Origin of the sequence: Bacillus sp. L_1B0_5, assembly GCF_000836715.1 — a bacterium.
GTDB classification, from domain to species: domain Bacteria; phylum Bacillota; class Bacilli; order Bacillales; family Bacillaceae_G; genus Bacillus_A; species Bacillus_A thuringiensis_S.
Map to the genome: position 1 here is coordinate 1 of NZ_JXIS01000099.1, position 20,443 is coordinate 20,443.

Genomic DNA, 20,443 nt, shown 5'->3' on the forward strand with positions numbered 1-20,443 from the left:
CCCACCTAACTTCTTTGCTTCCGCTGAATTTTGAGGTGGGGTCTTACTGCCCGGCAAATAGCGGGATAAATAGAGAAAAAGACAACCAATATTTCTATCGATTGCCTTACATTCCATTTATTATTTTTCCAACTCTTTAAAGGTATCTTTCAAGTCTTTATCAGATACCTTTATATCTGCATTTTTAAGCAGATCTCTAGTAACTTGTTGATGGAATTGAGGATCTTGTATACGTTGCTGTTCTAATTCTTTACGAATATTCTCTTTCTCTTCCTCATACGGTTTAAGCTCTTTTTTATCCGTTAGCTTAATAATATGATATCCGAAAGAAGATTTAACAGGTTCACTCAATTGACCAACTTCTAACTTATACGCAGCATCCTCAAATTCTTTCACCATCATACCAGGTCCAAATTCAGATAGTTCTCCACCTTTTTCTTTAGAACCTGGATCCTCTGAATATTGTTTAGCCAATGCCGCGAAATCTTCGCCACTATTTAATTTTTCTTTAATTTCTTTTGCTGTCTTTTCATCTTTCACTAAAATATGGCTAACTTGAAGCTTTGGCTTATAGTGATCTTTAATATCTTTTTCCGTTACGGTTGCTTTAATAGCTTTTTCAAAAGCGAAAGTAAGCTTTAATTTCTCTTTCAACTGATCTTCATTTTTCACACCATTAGATTCCATATATGTACTAAAATTATCGCCCATCTTGTCTTTTAATTCTTTCAGTTGTTTCGTTACCTCTTCATCCGTAACTTTATATTTATCATTTAATACTTTCTCTACTACCATTTCAGATAAATTCTGTTTACCGTAGTTTTCTTTTAATTTTTTGTTAAAATCACTTTCTGAAATGCTTCCTGATTTTGTAGTTACAATATTATCTGATGAACCACATGCAGATAAAGATAACGTCATCCCCATTAAAATGCTACCAATTACTAATTTCTTTCTTTTCAAATCCGAATACCTCACTTCATTAAATTCAAATGTAACTATGTAAATATAACGTTTCCCTGTGAACTTCACGTGAATTTAATGAAAGTAGAACATTTGCTAATTCTCCATTTAATACATCGATTTTGAAAATTAAGGTGATTCATCCTGTATCGCTAACCTCTAAAGCTGCAAAAAGGACTAATATTTTCATTAATCCTTTTTCACATTTATATAAAATTGAATTTCTCCATCTATAGAGGAAACTCCATATTCAAAACCATGTCTTTCTAAAATACTTTTCACTATCGCTAGTCCTAATCCTGTACCTGATTTTTCTTTACTACGAGAAGATTCTAGTACGTAAAAAGGCTCCCAAATTTTATCGATATCTTTAATTTTTTCTGTATGAATGCCATTTTTTATTTGAAAATATATACTTTTATTTCTATCTTCTAAAGTAATTATTATGTTTTGATTTGCTGAATATTTTATTGCATTAGAAATTAAATTTTGAAACACCATTCTCATTTTATTTAAATCTGCATAAACGATTGTATCGCTCGTATTACAGTTTACTTGCAAGTTAATTTCTTTCGAATCCAGTTCTATCTGATGCTTATCTAATATACTCTGGACCAGTGATTCAATGGGGAATTCTTCTTTTTGTAAAATATCTCTTTCTAGTTTAGAAAATCGTAATAGTTCTTCAATTAAATTTGATATTTGATCTGTTTGTTTAATAATTGTATCTACATAAGTCCCATCATCTAATCCATCTTTAATCCCCATAGAGTATGCTTTTACTAATGCGATCGGTGTCTTTAATTCATGCGTCACATCACCCATAAATCGTTTTAAATGTTCATTACGATCAGTTAAATCTTGATGTGCTTCATGTAGTTTTTCGCTCATGATATTAATACTATTGGCCAACTCTCCTATTTCATCATTCGTTTTCACTTTCGTTCTTTTAAACTGCAAATGTGAAATATCCTGAGCTACATCACTTAGCTCTTTCAGTGGCGTCGTTATTATTTTTGAAAGTATCCACACAAGTAAAATAATAAGAAGGAGCGAGAAACATACGATGTATAAGTAAAATGTATTTAACGTATTTATAATTTCATTTGAATTCGCAATGGAAGTCCCAATTAAAATTATCGTATCATCTTTCGCAATATATTTAGCAAAAAAACTCGCTTTTACCTTTCCTTGATCGTACAGTTTATTCGATTGTCCTTCCGTCTTCACTTTCATAACTTCGTCTTTCGTAATCCAAAGCTTATTTAAAGTTACTTTCTTTTTCGTAAGTTGCATGCGTAACGCTTCGTTCATAGCATCTTCTGACTGATTAATTGGCGTATACGCAATTGTAACGTTATTTTCACTTTCAATTGTATGAATAACATCCTCTATATTTTCCACTGTTGTATTTTGTATTTGTGTTGTAAATTTATTTAAGTTTTCACGTGTTTTATAAATATTATAGTTCGGTAAGAGATTGTTAATGAATAATAATGAAATCATAAAGATGAGAATAACAGTTGCAGAAATACTGAAAAATAACTTTTTCCCAAGTTTATTCACCTTGTTCCTCCAAACTATAGCCCAGCCCGCGATGCGTCTTAATAATATTTTCTCCAATTTTTTTACGCAGCCTTCTTACATGTGTATCAACCGTTCTCTCTTCTCCAAAATAGTCAAATCCCCATACAATATCTAGCAATTTTTTACGAGTTAAAATCGTTCCTTTATGATTTAAAAAGCATTTTATTAATTCGAGCTCTGTTTTTGTAATTTCTAACTCTATATCATTTTTATATACTTTATTTTTGGCGAAATTTATCTTTACATCTTGTACTTGAATAATATCATCATGCTGAATAAGCTTTTTCGCTCGCGTAATTAGTACTCCTGGATGAAATGGTTTTTTCACGTACTCATCTGCCCCACTTTGAAGCGCAGCTAATTCATCTTCGCTTTCACTTTTTGCCGTAAGCATTAACACTTTTACGCTTGAATTCTTTTTTATTTCCTGACAGACAGTAATACCACTATGTTTCGGCATCATCCAATCCAAAATAGCTAAATCAATTTTTTCATCATAAAACATTTGAAGTGCTTCCTCTCCGTCTTTCGCTAATAAAACTTCGAAGCCTTCTTTTTCAAAATAAGCTTTTAAAATTCTTAACATATCTTGTTCGTCATCTGCAATTAAAACTTTCATATTTTTTCCTCCATTGCTTTTAAACAAAAACCAATTGTATCATACAACATCTTTGTTACATGAATGTGACAGAAAAATATTTAAAGCTTTTGAGGGGATAGTAATGGTGAGGTGTTGTATTATGATAAAAAAAATCGGGGTCATTTCTCTTCTTTTATTTCTATTATCAACAAATGCGTTCGCAAATACAAATCAACAAATTGAAGTGTTTGATTGTCAAAAAGAAATGGTCATTCAAAAACAATCTTTAGATCCAGTAGTCCAAAAAGAAGCAGTTCAATACGCTAAAGCAATTACTGGTCCATTTAAAAACTTAAATGTCGTTCCAAAAGATGGCTATATGATAAAAATCCCATTATCTAAGCCGGTTTCTATTACTAATCAATGGTTACACACTACAATAGACGAAGTACTTATACTACTCCCACTAAATGAAAAGCCTTATATTATGCTTTACGATGATGAAAATAATCCGCATTTTTATTATGTAAAAGGTAAACCAGGATTATTATTGAAACAAATGAAGGTTAAAACGTAATTGACTGAAAAGGAGCCACCTTATAAGCTAAATTTTAAAAGCTAAGGTGCTCTTTTTTATAATAACAATTTAGTAAATGAAATTATAAAAGTTGTTTTTTAATATAAGGGTCGCAACTTCATATATATATCAGCGATTTTTAAGATATATCGATTTACCAACTAAAATACCTGTCCGTCTATTCTTTTGGTAGCTACCTCGATAATACTTTGTAGTGACTAGATCCCTTATATAATTCCTCTTTTACAAATCCATTTGCAGTATAGAACGCATCTCCTTCCTTCGTGTCAGCATGTAATACAATCACTTCAAAATACTTTTCCGCATGACATAATAGTTGGTTTAATAATAAGTTCCCTAACCCTATACGCCGAAAATCCTTTGAAATATAAAATCTCCTTAACCGCCCAATCTTATTGTCTTTTGTGTACGGATCCTCATTTAAACCTCCAACTCCAATTAACATATCACCTTGAAAAATACCATATAAACATTCTCCAGTTTTATTGAATGTATTTATTTTGTTTTTATATTCATTTATTAGCCTTATAAGGAAATTAAAACCTTCTTCTTCACTGTCTTGAACGAGATGACTGAATTCATATTCCATTGAATTTTCTATTTGTTGAATATGTATATCTTTCAAGTCCATTCCCCCTAAGTATGAAAATACATAAAAACGCTCGAGAATCATTTATTCTGAGCATTTTTATGGTTGTTAACTTATTTAATTCATAGCGTGCGTATTCTTCACTTCAGATAATATCCCCTTCAACGCCATTAAATCATCTATTACTATATCAGCCTGAGCAAGTTCATCTTCTTGCGCAAAATCAAAATTACACCCAATTGCAAGTAAACCGTTGTCTTTCGCTGCATTTATATCAGATAGCCGGTCACCAACTACCGCTGCCTCTTTTATATCATATTTATTTATAATACTTTTAACTAAGTCACCTTTATTTAGCGATTGTATTTGTTCAATACTAAACGTTTCAGTCACCCACTTGTCTAAAGCATAATAAGTTACGATTGCTCGTAAATATTCTTTCAAACCATTACTAGCAATGTAAATTGAACAATTATTTTCTTTTATATATGTAAATATTTCTTTTACATTTGGATATAAAGCGCCTTTTCCACTTTTTATGTTTTCAATAAGTCTATCTAAAAAATATGCATCTGTTTGTTCTCTTACTTCAATAGAATGGTCCGGTAATAAAGCTTCCCAAACTTGCGGTAACGGCATACCCATAATTTCTCTATATTTATCAATTGGTGTTACTGTATCCCATAATTGTAGTGATCTTAAGTGATCAAAAGTATCATCTAATGATAATTCTAAAATTTTATCTGTTTGAAATAACGTTCCGTCCATATCAAAAATTAATGCTTGTAACATCTCATTCTCTCCTTTTGAACTATAGTACAGTTTTACTCTTTATATTTTTAAGCATCTCAATAATAATTTCTGAGCAATAATTCGCAGCAGTTTTCGCGAAGTCATCATAAGAAATTTGAGCTTCATCATCTGCGCTGTCAGAAATACATCTTATAATGAGAAACGGTATATCATTTATGTAGGCAACATGTCCAATTGCTGCCCCTTCCATTTCTGTACAATGAGGTGCGTATTCGTCTATTAATTTCGCCTTTAACTTTGAATCTTCAACAAAACATTCACCGCTGACAATTCTTCCTTCATGAACTGCAATCCGTAAACTACTACTAATACAAGCTTTACGTGCTAACTCTATTAATTCCTTACTTGCTATAAATTCCTCTTGGAACGGAAATAAGTTTTTCATTTGAGTTTTACTTACATCATGATGAGTAACGTTAGTTGAAATAACTATATCGCCGACTTTTACATCTGAATGTAATCCGCCAGCAACGCCTGTATTAATGATAGAATCTACAACAAATTTATGAATTAATGTTTGCGCGCATGCAGCTGCATTTACTTTCCCTACACCAGAACGTGTAATAATTACTTCTATTCCCATGAATTCTCCAATATAAAAAGGCATTCCCGCTATTGTCTGTTCCTCTTGTATAACTAGTTTTTCTAAAAGTAAATCTATTTCAATTTGCATTGCTCCAATAATGCCGATTCTGTTCATGTATGTAGTCTCCTCTTTATTTATAAGTCGGCCAATATATTATGTAATACACCATAATTTTCAGCTATCCAATTCATTTCATCTGCAAAGCGTGAAGGTGGTACACTATGCTGATCCATATTGGCATGAATCCACCAAGTACTTTCCATGTACCAAAGGATTTGAATTGCCCGAACAATATTCCCTACTGGAAAGTCTACTTCATTGCGGTAACCTTCTAAAAATGATGCAACAAGGCTCTTATTTAATACTCCGTCACTTAATGCGCACGATATAACTACACGGCCAATATCTAACTCTACATAATCGTAATCCATGCGATCAAAATCAAGAATCGCTGATACTTTATCATTATGAAACAAGAAATTATCTACCCATAAATCACGGTGCACCCATCCACATTTGCTATTATGAAATTGATCTACACTTACCAATTGTGTTGCCTCTTGTTGTAATTTTATATAAGGGAGAATGTGCTCTTTTCCTAGCTTCTCTACTTCTCTCCTTTTATCTTCCCAATGTTTCAATCTTGCCTCTTTAGTAGGTGGAACAAATTTAGGATTTTCTCCTTTTATTAAAGAGCCATCATTTAACAAGTTATGCATATAACCTATCGTCTGACCAAGAGAGTGAATTTCCTTTTGATTCACTTTTCCTGGTGAAACTAAGCTACCTTCCTTATGTTCTAATACTATAAATCTTTCATCACTTTTTGATATATGCATTACATTATTTTTATAAATTAATACCTTTGGACAACTTACACCATTATTATGTAATCTTTGCTGTTGTTGTAATGCTTGTATTAAAAGGTCCGAGTTATACATTTTGTACCGTTCTTGATTATATTGCTTTAATACAAAATCCCCTGCATCCGTTTCGAGTTTCCACTTCAAATTTAACCAACCACGATGAATAGGTATTGCATTTCGAATTTTAAATTCAAATAAAGTTTCGCATTCTACTTTTAACTCTTGAAAAATCATGGTAGCTTTTTTATTAGATAACGGCTCTATCATCTTACTTGTCCTTTCTTAACTTGGCATTCCTTTCACTCTCTCTAACATAACCGACAATAAAAATTTCGGAAGTACAAGTTGTCTCTTTAACCTTTTTGGCTGTGAGAGTAACCTATACAGCCATTCAGTTCCAGTATCCCTCATTATTTTCGGCGCTCTTTTTACAGTACCAGATATTATATCAATCATGCCTCCGATACCAATAGATAGCGGAATGTTTAATGTTTGTATGTTTTCATAGATGAACTCTTCTTGTTTTGGTGAACCTAGTCCTACGAGTAGTAAATGTGGCTTGAATTGCTTAATTTTTATTTTTATTTTTTCTATTTCTTCACCATTTACAAATCCATGCTGTCCTTTAAACTGCGCTCCTGGGAACTGCTCATTTAATTTTTCTAATGCCTTTTTATTACTTTCTGGAGCGGCTCCAAAAAGAAAGACACGATATTCATTGTCGTTACAATATTTTATTAAATCACGAGTTAAATCCGCCCCAGTAACACGTTCTTTCAAAGTTCCTTTTAATATTTTCGAGCCAATTATGACACCAATCCCGTCCGCTGTTATTAAATCCGCAGATAGTAACATCTTTTTAAAGCGCTTTGCTTTTTCCGTATTCTCCCTTGCAGACATAACAATTTCAGGATTTGCAGTTACTACAAACCTTGGTTTCTCTTGCTGCTCATGTAGCCAACCTTTTAATAAACTTATAGCTTTTGCATATTCTAAAGTTGAAAAAGGTATACCTTTTATAAACTGCTGATCCACTATACTCTCTCCTTAAATAAGCTGCAAATATTCATCAATGTCTTTAGAAATTTGAATAAAAGCCTTATTCCAAAATTCATAATTCCTTATATCTATTTCAAAATATTTTTTCATAAGCTCCTCTACTGGAGCCTTTCCTGTTTCTCGTAAAAACTCTTTATATTTCGGATGAAAAGTACTTTTACTTTCTTGAGCTATTTCTAATAAACTAAAACTTACTAAATATCCAAATGTGTATGGATAATTGTAAAAAGGAACATCTGCTATATAAAATTGAATATATTTCATCCATACAAACGGCTGGTATTCACTTAAAGCATTTCCATATGCTTCTTTTTGTGCCATTATAGATAATTTCTCAATTTCATCAGCACTTAATAGACCCTCTTTACATTTTTCATAAAATGTTTTTTCAAACTGATACGATGCTCGTATTGCCATTACATAATTAAAACTATTTCTTATTTTCCAGCTAAGCAATGTCTTTTTCATATCTTTACTATCCGTTGTTTCAATTAGATAATTTAAGAGTACCGTTTCAAAGAAAATAGATGCTGATTCAGCCGTACTCATCGGCAAATAATCATCTAAAAAAGATGTAGATTGTTCAAAACTCATATTATAAAAATGCCAACCATGTCCTAATTCATGAGCCAGCACTCTTACACTATCTATGCTCCCATCATAACGCATGGAGATTCTCGATTCTTTCTCACTGAAAAATGGAGCACAAAACCCACCTGATGGTTTATTCTCTCTCGGTTCAGCATCTATCCATCCACTTTCTATCGCATTACGTGCAAATTCTGCTAATTCTTCATCAATATTTTTACATGCATCATAAACGTTTTGTACTGCTACTGAAAAAGGAATAGTAACCTCATTACTTTCCTTTACTGTCATAAGTTCATGCCATGTAATCGAAGCCTTCCCTTTCTTATACATGTTTAAAGCACTTACTAATTTATCAAGATTTTCTTCTGTCACATTCCACATTTGTAATAATACAGTTTCTGAAATGCCATTCGCATGAAAAGATTGTGTTAAAATCTCTCTATCTTCTATGTCATTACTCTTTGTATTACGCAATCTTCCTATTTGATTTAATACAGTAGCAAAGATTTCTTTTTCTTTATTTAATGCATTTGTAAGTAACTCGAATATTTCTAATCTTTCCTTTTCATTATCACTATTCATTGCAATAGTATTTGCTTGTCCAAAGGATAATAGTTTATTATTGTGCTCTATTTCTATTCTATCCCGTAATTGTATGTACATATTTTCCCACGCATTAAGTTCATCTTTTATTAACTTAGTATTATCTGAAGTTTCCACTTCATTATGTTTTATTACTTGCTGTACTTCACTTTTTAGTTCCTTCACTTTCACAGTCAATTTAGTAAGGTCAGATGAAACACTTTCTTCAACCGATTGACAGTAGAAATAGTATTCCGCTTTTTCAATAGCTTGTATAAGCTTTGAAAGAACCTCTACATCTTTTGTTACAAAATATTGCTCTTTCAACTCCAAAATCGGAAATAGAATATCCTCATTCAAATACAATCGATTTAAATCCCATCTAGAAATTTCTTGCATTTTTATAGCCGCCTCCTATTTTTACAAATAGTTACAGATATTTCTCCCTACACAATTATATATGAAATGACAAAATTTCGATATCATTAAATATTCAGATTCCTATAAATACATTCGTATTTATACTCTTTTCTTCTACCATTAAGTATCATTCCACATATAAAAAATACTCCCTCTACAAGAGGGCATTTGATATAGGAAAACTTCAAAGATTTTATCTTCATCAATACCATATCGACCGATTATCACAGATTAAAAAATAAAAAAGGATTGATCAAAAGATCAATCCTTTACTCTACTTCATTTAAGAAAAATAACGTTATAACGCCAGGACCTGTATGTGCTCCGATTGCTGCACCAATTGTATTTACGATAAATACTTCACAGCCAAATCTTTCCGTAATTAATGATTTTAATGCTTCAGCTGTTTCTAAGTCGTCGCCATGAGTCATAGCAATTGTTTGACCTTTAAGGTCTTTTCCGCGCTCTTCCATAATATCTACAATTCGGCCAAGTACTTTCTTTTTCCCTCGTACCTTTTCAAGTGGTACAAGTTTTCCTTCTTCCACGTTTAAGATCGGCTTAATGTTTAGTAAACCACCGATAAAACCAGCTACTTTACTTAAACGTCCACCTCTAACAAGGTACTGTAAGTCAGCTACAGTAAAGATGTGCTCCATATGGTTCATTAGAAAAGCGACACGGTTTAAAATATCTTCTTTTGATGCGCCGTCTTTTGCCATTTTAGCAGCTTCTAAAACGACAAGACCTTGACCAAGCGAAGCACATTTCGTATCAATAATTTCTAAATCTAAATCTGCATATGTTTCTTTTACTTCCTCTTTAATGACAACTGATGATTGATATGTACCAGATAGTTCAGATGAAAAAGCTAAATATATACAAGGATTACCTTCTTTTGCATAAGAAACAAATTTTTCTTGGAAAGTTTCAAGTGAAGGCAATGACGTTCTATAAACAGCGCCTTCTCTCATTTTTTGCAATAATGTAACTGACTCTAATGTTACTCCATCTAAATACTCTGTTTCTGCTTCATCATATACACGGAGTGGAATTAAATCAATATCATATGCTTGCAGCAATTCTACTGGTAAATCCGCCGCACTATCCGTAATGATTTTAACACCCATTTTTAAACCTCTATTCTGTTATAAATATAAAATAATAAAATAAAAATAGTACTTTTAAATTATATACGTAAAACTTAAATGAAGAAAGGAAAACACTTTATATTGTATGCACTATTCTTCAAAACTTGAACTATTAATGAAAATTATGCGATTCCAACTACTTTTTCCCTAAAATTATTTTCTATATAATGAAAATAGCGCAATTTGGCCAAAGGAGGATGCACATGAGTATTCAACTAGCTACATCTAATGATTTAGAATGGATTAATAATCAATATGAATCGATAGGGTTTGTAAGAAGTGATTTAAAGAGAGATAAAGTTGCAATTATTACATATAACAACGAGTATGCAGGTGTTGGACGATTAGTCCAAATAGATGCAGATACTTTAGAAATGGGCGGAATTTTTATTCTGCCTCAATTTAGAGGGCTACAATTAGCTGGTGAGCTTGTTTCATTTTTAGTAGAAACTGCGAGAAAATCACAAATACAAGATGTATATTGTCTTCCTTTTGAGGAATTAGAAAACTTTTATAAGAAATATGGCTATACTGAAGTCGATACTACGAAAGAAGCAGTCCATCCAATTATTCTAAAAAAATATAATTGGTGTTTGGAGAACTACGAAAAACACGTTCTACTATTTAAATTGTAAATGTAATAAAGTGAAACTTTAATCAGTGGGGGTTTTACTGCCCGTTAATGCGGGATAAAAAAGTATATTCTCAATCGTTTTTCTATCAGTACTCCTAATCGGAGCCTAAGGATTAATCAAAGATATTTTATCTCTCCTTTTATAAATGGCTGATTAAAACTTAATGTTCCGTCAATACTTAGGTAACATGATTGTATTTCTCCATTCTCCCTTGGAGAGGAGCAGTTAGCTTTTGCTAGCTGCTCTTTTATTTTTTCAAAAAGTCACATAAATATCTTTAATTCCAAACATTCAAAAGATAAAATGTGATAAGATTGTTATGAAGATATTTACCAACTAACAAATGCGCCCTAGACTTATGTACTAGGGCGTATTTGTTTTTTAGTATGTAATTCCTTCACTCATCTATTATCCACAAAATAAGTATCATACGCTTTATCAAAAACATATCCTAACTTTTCTGCCAGGTTAGCAGATGTAGTATTCGCTGCGTCCCAGTTTGGATACTTTCCATTTTCTAAGCAATCCAATATAAGAGCTGCACTAACTACAGTTGCCAAACCTTTTCTTCTATGATTGTGATCAGTCGCTACTTCAATTTCAATTCCATCATTATAAATACTATACGAGGATGCACCGCATACAACTTCTCCGTTATATAAAATGCTATAACCTATACCACGGTTTATATAATCTTCTACCGACTGAAATTGACTTGTAAAATCTTCGGAGATCTTATGTAATGTAGGGCTATTTGCGATATGCTCATCTATTCTTTTTAACTCATATCCTTTTGGAAGTATTGATATAAAAGACTGTAATTTTGAACGATTAAAACCTTCTGAATTTCGTTTGAACTTATAGCGTAAAAACTTATCTATTTTTCTTTCATGGAATGTTTCTAAGCGTTGTTTCCACTCTTCACTATTTACGATAACTAAAATTCTTTCAGGAATATTACGTAATAACTCTTCTATTTCTTGCACATTTGGGTCTCCAGCGTAAAATGTGAAAATTCCTACCGTAACTTGTGCTACTGTTGGATTTTCAAGATCATTTACCCAAGCAGTACCCATATGCCCTTGTAAATAAGAAAGTAAAACAACGTTATTGAAATCATTAAACATAGAAACTAGTTTTTTTCTTGTATGCATATCCGCTTCATATATCATTTACATTCCCGCCTTCTATAAAATCAATCTTATTCTAAATCTTTAAGAATCAACTTATATAATTTTTCAATCGACCATTTACCATATAAGCAAACACCTATCAAACTAAATTTTTATATAATTATAAATTATTCGCAAATATAAAATTATTATAACATCTAATAAAAAAAGAGTACCTCACTTTTTTGACTTCAGAATATATATCTTATTATCTAAATGAAACCTATTTGTTGATAAAGTTTTAACCATATATCCAATTAAGCTGAATAAATGTAAGATTAATTTATAAATAAGCTTTTTAAGGGGGATTATAAAATGTCTGATTTCTATTCTCGTCTTTCAAAAAGTGATGCCGCTGTTCTTTTAGTGGATCATCAAACTGGTCTTATCTCCAGCCTTGTGCGTGACTACGGTGTTGATGAGTTCAAGAACAATGTTTTAGCGCTTGCTAATACCGCTAATTTTTTTGATTTACCAGTTATTTTAACAACTAGCTTCGAAGACGGTCCTAATGGTCCACTTATGCAAGAATTAATTGAATTATTTCCCAATTCATCTAAAATAGCGCGCCCTGGACAAATTAATGCATGGGACAATGAAGAGTTTGTCAAAGCTATTGAGGCAACTGGTAAAAAACAATTAATTATCGCAGGAGTAGTTACTGATGTTTGTGTTGCTTTCCCAGCGTTATCAGCTGTAAAGGCAGGTTATGAAGTGTTTGTTGTAACCGATGCATCCGGAACTTTTAGTAAACAAGTTGCTGATGCTGCCCTAATGCGCATGGCCCACGGAGGAGTCCAATTAATGAACTGGTTTAGCGTGGCAGCAGAATTACAGCGTGACTGGCGAAATGATATTGAAGGCTTTGGAAATTTACTTGCTAAACATCTCCCAAGTTACCAAAATATCATCGGAAGCTATAGGACAGCTCAAAAAGAATTTAGTAAATAATTCAATTCTTGATCAAACATTATATCAGTTTTGGAAAACTTTATAAAAACAATAAAGACTTCTAAGAGCTAATTACATAATTAAAAAAGGGCTGCTTAAATAGCCCTTTTCTTATTTGTTTTACCTATATTATCTGTTACGCCCTTACTATATTTAGATTACTTAAATAGGATTTCCCTAGCTTTACTGAAATAATTTATTGTAATAAACAGTTCTGTAATAGGAAATTACTCTTACCTATTAATAATTAACTTTTAACACTCCTATTAACAAAGCACTTACTTTAATACTACAATCCACCTCATATATGTAAAAACCCTCAATATAATGTAAGAGGGTTAATCAATAGATATGTTATAACTCATTTTTATAAATAAAAGATTCCGTCGCGCCGTTCTTATATACTTTAGTCAATTTAACAACCGATTTGTACGTGTTATCGTCATCCTTTATCATTTTTTTCAGATCTTCTATTTCGGCATTACCAGTTCCACTATCTATTTTTAAACAGTTCGAAATGGAAAGGTATCCACTTGATGCCAATATAAAAATAAAAATTGCATCAGGAAAATTAATAAATAACAATCCGTAGTTTAAAGGATCTCCAGCTGGATGCGATAAAAGCAATCGAAAACCTAACAGTTCAGGCACTTGAACGAAATCCCTAGAAACAATCGCCTCGCCTACTATAGTAATTTGCTTTACTACATTCCCAAGTTCATCTGTAAATTCAGTACATCTAGGTGGATTAATTGTTGTTGCTTGGAAAGACACATTTAATTCCGGATTATTAAAATCGAAAAAGATTCTACTCCCCTCCGTTAAACATTGCGGGCAAACATTTCCTAGCAGGCTAAAGTCCTCTTCAATATATTTAACTTTCGATTTGCAACTACAAACTTTTCCTATTCGGATTGCATCAATTTTTGAGCAATCTACAAAAATAACCTCACTGTCTTCTCGTACGAATGATACAATCCCTTTCATCGCATTAAATGAAAGAAAATAGGATACAACGATTTCGTTTCCTGCTATTACAATACTTTCAACTTTAGTATACGGTTCTAGACTTTGTAAAAATTCACATATACTATTTTGGCAACATCCACAATCACGTTTCGGCTCACAATCCACTTACACTCCATCCCTTCTCTATATAGAATAACTAATACATATATATGAAAGGAAAACAAAAAAGCTTGGACAATATAACTTTAACGTAGGAATATCGTTACCTATTCATAATATTAGTAAGGTAATTACACCAATAATGAGTAAGAACACATAATTTTTACTATAAATACATATAACAATTTCATCTTTCATGAAAAAAACGTTATAATGAAGTGTAGCCTCTACGATTACGTTATAAAGGAGATTAAAACAATGGCTAAAATTAAAGTATACCAAGTAAAAGAAGAAAATATGGAAGTAGTAAAAAACATCATTGATGTTGAGGAACAAAACCCAACTGCTGAAAACTTACAAAATCTATACGCATGTGTATTAGAAACTGAAGATATGGCATTGCCTGAATCATACATTGAAGAAGATATCTTAATCGATTCTATGGAAGTTATGGTTAACGCTTCTCAAAGCAAAGTAAGAGACTTAGGTGCATACGATGTAATCGAAGTTCAAAACAAAGGTAAGAAAACACAAATTTTATTACTTGCAGACGAAGAATACGAAATTATCGAAGGCTAATCTAACACCATACATACGAAAAAGCTCCTTTCCAATTGGAAAGGAGCTTTTTCATTACGCTTTTGATGTTTCGCTCTTTTTATTTTTTTGTTGTTTCTTAATTACCATGCGCTCATTTCCCATAAAGAAAATGAATATGAATGCTAATCCAGCTGGTACCAATGCCCACATGAATGTTTGAACAATTGAACTAGAAAGAGCGTCAATAATCTTATCTAATATTTGCGGAGGTATTTGAGATCTTGCCGATTCTGATAAAATGGCTCTTGAATCCCCTAATTTTGTATTCATTCCCCCGCTCATACCTTTAAACGCTTCTTCTAATTGATCTTGGAAACCTGTTCTTTGGATCATTCCGAAGATTGTAATACCAAGTGTCATACCTAATGAACGAATGAAATTACTCGTCGAAGTCGCAGACCCGCGCTGTTCCATACCGAAGTTGTGAATAGCTGCCATACTTAGTACAGAGAATGAGAAACCGACTCCAAATCCGATAATAATCATATAAACTGTTAATAATGCACGACTTGTTTCTGGCGTTAACGTGCTTAATAAGAATAATCCAATTAGCATAATAACCGCAGAAATAATCATGATGTTTCGGTAGCTAAGTTTAGTTGTTAAAAATCCGCCTAACTGCGCTGTTACGACTGATCCTAACATCATCGGTAAAAGTAATAATCCTGAGTTTGTTGCGGTACCACCGTATACACCTTGAATAAATAACGGAATGTACACAGTTGCTGACATAAACGCAGCTCCGTAACATAAAGCAATAATTGTACTCATTCCGAACAAACGTTGTCTAAACATCTCAAATGAAATGATCGGTTCTTCTACTTTACGTTCAATAAAAATGAATGCAATAATTAAAATAGCGAATCCACCAAATAAACTTAAAATAAAGTTAGAATCCCAATCATACTTTTGTCCGCCAAGTTCAAGTGCAAACATTAAAGAAACTACTGCACCAACTAAAGTAATTGCGCCAAACCAATCAATTTTTTGCTTTCTATGAACTCGTGATTCTTTATAAAAGAATGTAATAAAAATAAGTGCTAAAATGCCAAGTGGTAAGTTAATATAAAATACCCAGTGCCAGCTTATGTAATCTGTAATATACGCACCAAGTAACGGCCCAAAAATACTTGATAAACCAAATACCGCTCCGAATAACCCACCCATTTTCCCGCGCTTTTCAGGAGGGAAAATATCAAAAACGATAGTAAACGCGATCGGCACTAATGCCCCGCCGCCAATACCTTGAATCGCACGATAAATACCTAACTGTGTAATATTTTCAGCAGTACCACAAAGTGCCGAACCAATCATAAAGACGATTAAACCAAAAATAAAAAATCTCTTTCTACCATACATATCTGATAGTTTACCGAATATCGGCATACCTGCCATTTCTGCGACCATATAGGCAGAAACGACCCATACAAAGTTTTCAAGGCCTCCTAAGTCACCAACAATTGTGCCCATCGCTGTTACGACAATGGTATTATCCATTGATGCCATTAAAATACCTAGCAATAAGCCCGCCACAACAAAGCCGAGCTTATTATTCTTCTCAACCATAACCTTGCTCTCCCTCGTACTACTTATATTTGTTTATGTTCTTTTACAACTGCATTACCTTTTTGGTTAAAACTAGTATGATATTCTACAACACTAATTTCACATCCTGGACCAATGGTAACGTTGTTTCCTCTTACTACTTCAGCAATCGTATGCTCTAAATAAATCTCATCTCCTTCAATGATAGACGTTTGGAGGCTTCCAGCATGATTTGTAAATGGAATAAATCTCGCTTTTTTACGAACGGTAATCTTCTTACCGCCAATTTCTCTTACTTTGCTACCTTCATAACGAAGTGAAATTTCAATATTTTCAGCATTAAGTAATCCATCACTTTCAAGGCCACCAGTTAGTGATAGTTCTTCAACTTCAATATCTCCTTTTACATTTAAAGCGCCTTTCACATCTACGAAATCACCAGTTAATTTCCCCTTAACTTCTATCATACCTCTTACTTTTATTTTTTCAATATGAGCATCACTATGCATTTGTGTATTTCCGTATACTTTTACATATTCCGCATCTACATTTCCTTGTACTTCACTATCTCCATACACGACATAACTTTTCACTTTCATATTACCGCACACTTCACTCGTGCCGTACGTTTTAAATTCATTACAGCTCATGTCATTAGAAATCGTTCCTTCACCGCGAATCTTCACTTTATTATAATCTCCGCCTGCTGAACTACCAGAACCATTAACAGTAAGACTATGTTGATGTTCCATATCATTTTCTCCCTTCCATTAAATCTGCTTAATTTCTTTTACATTTGCGCTTTTATCAACAGTAAGAACACCCGTATATTCGATCAGTTCAATCTCACAGTTCGGTCCTACCGTAACATTATTTCCTCTTACCGTTCTTATGTGAGCATAATCAATATCGATATTGTCACCTTCTAATAGTTCAGCCTCTAATTGCATACCAAATACTGATTTAAACAGCCTACTAAAAGTACTTAGTCTATGTTTTACTTTAATCGTTTGACCACCAATTTCTTTCGCTCGACATGTACCGTGAATATTAATATTTATTTCATCAGCGCTTAGTAATCCACCAATTGTAAATTGTCCTTCTGAAGAAAACGTATCCACTTCACAATTACCATCAATTGTCGCTTGACCATTGACTTTAAATTCTTCACCAGTAACATTTCCACCTACCGTACCTTTTCCTGCGATTTTCAAACTGTTTGCCTTCACATCTTGCGTAATTGTTGCTTTTCCATCAATTCGCATCGTTTCAGCATGAACTGTACCGTCGATTTTACCTGATCCACTAATTCTTGCATTGCTACTTTTCAAATTTCCAGTAACGGCACCGTAACCGTTACATTCAAATTGGTCACATTCAACATTTCCATTCACAGTACCTTTTCCGTTTAATTGCACTTTATGAAACTCGCCACCATTCGATGAACCGTAACCATTTATAATCAAATTATCTGTACGCATACTTTCTCCTCCACTACAACAATTTCGTTTTTAATGCTTCGGTATATTTCATAATCGCTTCGCGTAAAACGATTTTAGTGCCTTTTTCAAAAATTAAATCTTCCACGTTTGAAACTAATAAACATGTAGAAATCCCTAACTTTCGTACAATGATTAAATCACAAGTTTTATGTTTAATTGCTTCATAATTTTCACGTAAAACTTGCAAGACCATTTTTCCTTCTTCTAAACTAATATCTCCCGATTGTAATAATTCTTCTAACATGTACACATAAAGAATATCTACAAATTGAAACTCTGCTGTTTTATTCGTTTGTTCTATGAAAAATTGTAAAACTGGTTCTGATGCAATCTCCTTACGTAAAATGTCTTCCTTTGTTAAAAGAATTTCTCTCACACTCGGTGAAAACATATTCGCTAGTTCATCAAGTGATAAATCCTCTTTCATCGTTTGGATTTTATCAATACGCTCTAATATCTTTTCTTTCGGAAAAAATGTCTCTTGACCCGTGAATGTTGACTTTCGTACAAACCAATCTTCCGGTATTAAATTTTTTCTTTTCCACCTATATAACTGTCCGTATGAAATGCCAGTTAGTTCTAATAAATCTTTTTTTGAAATCAAATCTGTACTCAACTGTATAACACTCCTTCCTGATAACAATGTAACATAACAGTGTTACGCTGTAAATAGACTTTTATCACAAGTAGCGTAACAATGTGTAAAACAAACCTATTCCCACATACAAAAAAGGCTCTTACACATCTTATGAAAATGCGCAAAAGCCCTTATATATCAAGATTTAAACCAAATATTATAAAAATCAATCCAACCTTGTGAATTAATCATTATATTTTGGACTTTTTCATGTGTACTTACCTCTTGTTTATTACGATACAAAGGAATAATATGAATTTGACGTAACAAAGTATCCTCAATATCGCGTAACAATGTAACTCTTTTCTCTAATTCTTCTTGTTTAAAATAAGTAGACAACTTTTCATAAAAGTCCATGCTGCTTTGTCCATGAATAAAACTATTTTTTGTAAGAAACATATATAATAGACTATCTTCTATTCGTTCACTTATTGTGGCACTATCATGCATCATATCGGCCTTTTGTATCGTACTTACTTCCAATAGCTCTTCTATATCAAGAAAATTATTTTCTACACGAATCCCGTACTTCGCACACTCTTTTTGTATCCATTGTGCATCTTCAACATGATCTCGTCCTGTAAATGTGTAGAGCTGTAGCGCTTCATTATGATAAGTACTCCTTTTAATTAAACTTTCTACATCTTCCTCAATCTCTACAATGCTTTCACCTGCTAATATTAGTTTCTTTGCCACTTCTCCACGTTCTCCGCCGAGTTCTTGAACGATTGTATAACCATGAATGATTTTATATAACGCTTTCCGAAATAACTCATCTTGCATTGGTCCTTCTTTCGTAAGATTACATGTTATATATGTCACGTTCGACTCAAGCCGAGACAATTCTTTATTATGTTTTTCTTTATCTTTATACTGCGCCTTTACTAAAACATCGTATGTACCTACACCTTGTTCTACATTCCACAACTCAACACGATCTAAAAAAGGTCTTTCACGAAAATATAAAGGATGACCTTCTAAAATGAACAGATTTTCATTACTTTTATATAATTGAAAAGGCCCTGTTCCAATTAGCTCTCCTGCTTCATCTTCATTCACGATAGAACACTGTTCTGCACTTATCATATGTAAAAACATTTTATTTTCCGTATGTAATTGAATTTCGACAACATAGTCATCCACTGAACGGATACTTTCAACGTGTTGTAACATCCATGCGTGTGCATTATTTTCCAGCTTCATAAATCGATTCAATGAGTATATAACATCATGTGCAGTAAGTTGTTTTCCATTATGAAAGTGAACTCCTTTTCGTAAATAAAACGTCCATATTTTTTCAGCGTCATTATATTCCCAGTGAAATGCAAGTCTTGGCTCTATAATGTTTGTATTACCGTCTACATACACGAGTGTGTCGAATATATGTTTTACCATATGACATTCTGAACGCATTGTAGCGTATACAGGATCTAATGTGATATCTAAATTCATTTGTACTTGCAACCGGAGTACATCTCTTCTCCCTTCAGATGTCATTTCAATCTTATGACCAAATATTGAATCCACCCAGCAGTGATATTCTCCCTTTACTGACGGAAAATGTGAGCTATAGCGTTCCACAAATATGCTTCCGCTTTTCACATCCCCTTTTTTCGTTATTTCTTTTCCTCTATCTAAAATTAAAGATATCGGGTGCTTTTGAAATATTAACTTAGAACGATTTCCCCTGCCGCGACCTGGAAACCATTTGATCCAATTTAACTCATCTAATTTTTTTATAATTAATTTACTATTACGCTCTGTACAAAATAATGTTTCAGATATATTTTGCACTGTTACTTCCAATCGTTCTCCCTCTTTTTTCCCTTTTCCATAAGCAATCCATAGTTCAATGTATTGATCTAAAATAAACATCATAATCCCCCTA

21 protein-coding genes are annotated in these 20,443 nt (G+C 32.7%); 4 read left to right on the forward strand and 17 right to left on the reverse strand.

The genetic code is table 11. The features are described from left to right. Positions 1-120: 120 nt before the first annotated feature. From RT27_RS25510 to RT27_RS25520, 3 genes are all read right to left on the reverse strand, one after another. Positions 121-963, reverse strand: a complete 843-nt coding sequence (locus RT27_RS25510) for a peptidylprolyl isomerase PrsA (RefSeq protein ID WP_029442573.1) — start codon at positions 961-963, stop codon at positions 121-123. A 189-nt stretch (positions 964-1,152) separates the two neighbouring features. Further along, complete coding sequence (locus RT27_RS25515; RefSeq protein WP_029442574.1) at positions 1,153-2,529, reverse strand: HAMP domain-containing sensor histidine kinase; 1,377 nt, start codon at positions 2,527-2,529, stop codon at positions 1,153-1,155. Continuing rightward, the gene (locus RT27_RS25520; RefSeq protein ID WP_029442575.1) at positions 2,522-3,169 is read right to left on the reverse strand and encodes a response regulator transcription factor; all 648 of its coding nucleotides are present in this window, start codon (positions 3,167-3,169) and stop codon (positions 2,522-2,524) included. Before RT27_RS25520 ends, RT27_RS25515 begins: the two co-directional genes overlap by 8 nt. A gap of 121 nt (positions 3,170-3,290) precedes the next feature. Between RT27_RS25520 and RT27_RS25525 the strand changes: the two genes are divergently transcribed. Further along, complete coding sequence (locus tag RT27_RS25525) at positions 3,291-3,707, forward strand: hypothetical protein (protein ID WP_029442576.1); 417 nt, start codon at positions 3,291-3,293, stop codon at positions 3,705-3,707. Between the two features lie 193 nt (positions 3,708-3,900). On the opposite strand, the gene RT27_RS25530 is transcribed toward RT27_RS25525, so the two are convergent. From RT27_RS25530 to RT27_RS25560, 7 genes are all read right to left on the reverse strand, one after another. Continuing rightward, complete coding sequence (locus tag RT27_RS25530) at positions 3,901-4,401, reverse strand: GNAT family N-acetyltransferase (RefSeq protein ID WP_043938012.1); 501 nt, start codon at positions 4,399-4,401, stop codon at positions 3,901-3,903. Between the two features lie 33 nt (positions 4,402-4,434). Then, positions 4,435-5,109, reverse strand: a complete 675-nt coding sequence (locus RT27_RS25535) for an HAD hydrolase-like protein (RefSeq protein ID WP_043938013.1) — start codon at positions 5,107-5,109, stop codon at positions 4,435-4,437. A 19-nt stretch (positions 5,110-5,128) separates the two neighbouring features. Continuing rightward, entirely contained in the window at positions 5,129-5,830 is a 702-nt protein-coding gene (locus RT27_RS25540; RefSeq protein ID WP_043938014.1) for a 5'-methylthioadenosine/adenosylhomocysteine nucleosidase, read from the reverse strand. Between the two features lie 20 nt (positions 5,831-5,850). Continuing rightward, entirely contained in the window at positions 5,851-6,849 is a 999-nt protein-coding gene (locus RT27_RS25545; RefSeq protein ID WP_029442579.1) for a phosphotransferase, read from the reverse strand. 15 nt (positions 6,850-6,864) lie between these two features. Further along, complete coding sequence (locus RT27_RS25550) at positions 6,865-7,617, reverse strand: WecB/TagA/CpsF family glycosyltransferase (protein WP_043938016.1); 753 nt, start codon at positions 7,615-7,617, stop codon at positions 6,865-6,867. 12 nt (positions 7,618-7,629) lie between these two features. Next, the gene (locus tag RT27_RS25555; RefSeq protein ID WP_043938018.1) at positions 7,630-9,213 is read right to left on the reverse strand and encodes a M3 family metallopeptidase; all 1,584 of its coding nucleotides are present in this window, start codon (positions 9,211-9,213) and stop codon (positions 7,630-7,632) included. Between the two features lie 290 nt (positions 9,214-9,503). Next, positions 9,504-10,364, reverse strand: coding sequence for a DegV family protein (locus RT27_RS25560; RefSeq protein ID WP_016081238.1), 861 nt, complete (start codon positions 10,362-10,364; stop codon positions 9,504-9,506). 224 nt (positions 10,365-10,588) lie between these two features. On the opposite strand from RT27_RS25560, the gene RT27_RS25565 reads away from it, so the two are divergent. Continuing rightward, on the forward strand, positions 10,589-11,020 hold the full coding sequence (locus tag RT27_RS25565) for a GNAT family N-acetyltransferase (protein WP_029442581.1): 432 nt from the start codon (positions 10,589-10,591) through the stop codon (positions 11,018-11,020). Positions 11,021-11,421: 401 nt separating this feature from the next. Here the strand turns inward: RT27_RS25565 and RT27_RS25570 are convergent, their stop codons facing one another. Further along, the gene (locus tag RT27_RS25570; RefSeq protein ID WP_016081236.1) at positions 11,422-12,192 is read right to left on the reverse strand and encodes a GNAT family N-acetyltransferase; all 771 of its coding nucleotides are present in this window, start codon (positions 12,190-12,192) and stop codon (positions 11,422-11,424) included. A gap of 315 nt (positions 12,193-12,507) precedes the next feature. Between RT27_RS25570 and ycaC the strand changes: the two genes are divergently transcribed. Continuing rightward, positions 12,508-13,143, forward strand: coding sequence for an isochorismate family cysteine hydrolase YcaC (gene ycaC, locus RT27_RS25575; protein WP_043938019.1), 636 nt, complete (start codon positions 12,508-12,510; stop codon positions 13,141-13,143). A 354-nt stretch (positions 13,144-13,497) separates the two neighbouring features. Here ycaC and RT27_RS25580 read toward each other — a convergent pair whose 3' ends face one another. Next, complete coding sequence (locus RT27_RS25580; RefSeq protein ID WP_043938020.1) at positions 13,498-14,277, reverse strand: BC_2878 family exosporium-associated protein; 780 nt, start codon at positions 14,275-14,277, stop codon at positions 13,498-13,500. A 252-nt stretch (positions 14,278-14,529) separates the two neighbouring features. Between RT27_RS25580 and RT27_RS25585 the strand changes: the two genes are divergently transcribed. Continuing rightward, on the forward strand, positions 14,530-14,850 hold the full coding sequence (locus RT27_RS25585) for a hypothetical protein (RefSeq protein ID WP_016081233.1): 321 nt from the start codon (positions 14,530-14,532) through the stop codon (positions 14,848-14,850). A 54-nt stretch (positions 14,851-14,904) separates the two neighbouring features. On the opposite strand, the gene RT27_RS25590 is transcribed toward RT27_RS25585, so the two are convergent. The 5 genes from RT27_RS25590 to RT27_RS25610 form a co-directional block, all read right to left on the reverse strand. Next, positions 14,905-16,437: an MDR family MFS transporter gene (locus RT27_RS25590; RefSeq protein WP_029442583.1), complete on the reverse strand. Its 1,533-nt coding sequence runs from the start codon at positions 16,435-16,437 to the stop codon at positions 14,905-14,907. Positions 16,438-16,460: 23 nt separating this feature from the next. Continuing rightward, the gene (locus RT27_RS25595) at positions 16,461-17,168 is read right to left on the reverse strand and encodes a polymer-forming cytoskeletal protein (protein ID WP_000401031.1); all 708 of its coding nucleotides are present in this window, start codon (positions 17,166-17,168) and stop codon (positions 16,461-16,463) included. An 18-nt stretch (positions 17,169-17,186) separates the two neighbouring features. Further along, complete coding sequence (locus tag RT27_RS25600) at positions 17,187-17,897, reverse strand: polymer-forming cytoskeletal protein (RefSeq protein WP_016081230.1); 711 nt, start codon at positions 17,895-17,897, stop codon at positions 17,187-17,189. Between the two features lie 13 nt (positions 17,898-17,910). Continuing rightward, positions 17,911-18,534 carry a YhbD family protein gene (locus RT27_RS25605; RefSeq protein ID WP_016081229.1) on the reverse strand — a complete coding sequence of 208 codons (624 nt, stop codon included), beginning with the start codon at positions 18,532-18,534 and terminating at the stop codon, positions 17,911-17,913. Positions 18,535-18,693: 159 nt separating this feature from the next. Next, positions 18,694-20,430, reverse strand: coding sequence for an SgrR family transcriptional regulator (locus RT27_RS25610; RefSeq protein WP_043938022.1), 1,737 nt, complete (start codon positions 20,428-20,430; stop codon positions 18,694-18,696). Positions 20,431-20,443 lie beyond the last annotated feature (13 nt).